At 48.4% G+C, this 642-nt stretch carries 1 protein-coding gene; it reads left to right on the top strand.

Features of this window, described 5'->3' with window-relative positions; genetic code table 11:
- Window positions 1-642: ATP-binding cassette domain-containing protein (locus tag R7P74_RS27135; RefSeq protein ID WP_318123770.1), on the top strand; the 642-nt coding region annotated here is incomplete at both ends.

Below are 642 nucleotides of genomic sequence, written 5' to 3'. Positions count from 1 at the left end.
TGCGATTGTTCGTCAAGACGAATCTGACATGCCGTTACCTAAGCCGAAAGGCCATTATGAGTTAACCGGGCTCACTTACCGTCACCCGGGTGCGAATGAGCCAGTGCTGTCTTCTATCACATTATCAATCCCGCCGGGTGTGTCCGTCGGAGTAATTGGCCCTTCTGGCACTGGCAAATCGACATTTGCTCGCTTATTGCTTGGTAACATTCGGCCTTTAGCTGGAAAGGTGACTTTAGATGGCATGGAAGTGTCGACTTGGGCATCTGAAGATCGAGGTGTTCACGTAGGCTATTTGGCCCAAGAGGTGGAGCTATTTCCAGGAACCATTCGTGAGAACATCGCGCGTTTTAAAGAAGAAGATCCAGCGAAGGTGATCAAAGCTGCACAATTAGCGGGTTGTCACGAATTAATCCTCAAAAAGAACAAAGGTTACGACTTCGTTATTGGCGAAAATGGTCGTGGACTGTCGGGTGGTGAACGACAAAGGATTGCGCTAGCACGAGCTGTTTATGGTGATCCTTCTATCGTCGTCTTTGATGAAGCGAACGCCAATCTAGACGGAGAAGGTGAGGTTGCGTATCAGCATCTTATCGCTCATCTAAAATCTCAGGGCTCAACCATTGTGGTTATCGCCCATAA

The organism is Vibrio sp. 2033 (genome assembly GCF_033339735.1).
Note: the sequence above shows the minus strand (reverse complement) of the source record. Positions and strands in the feature narration are given on the sequence as shown.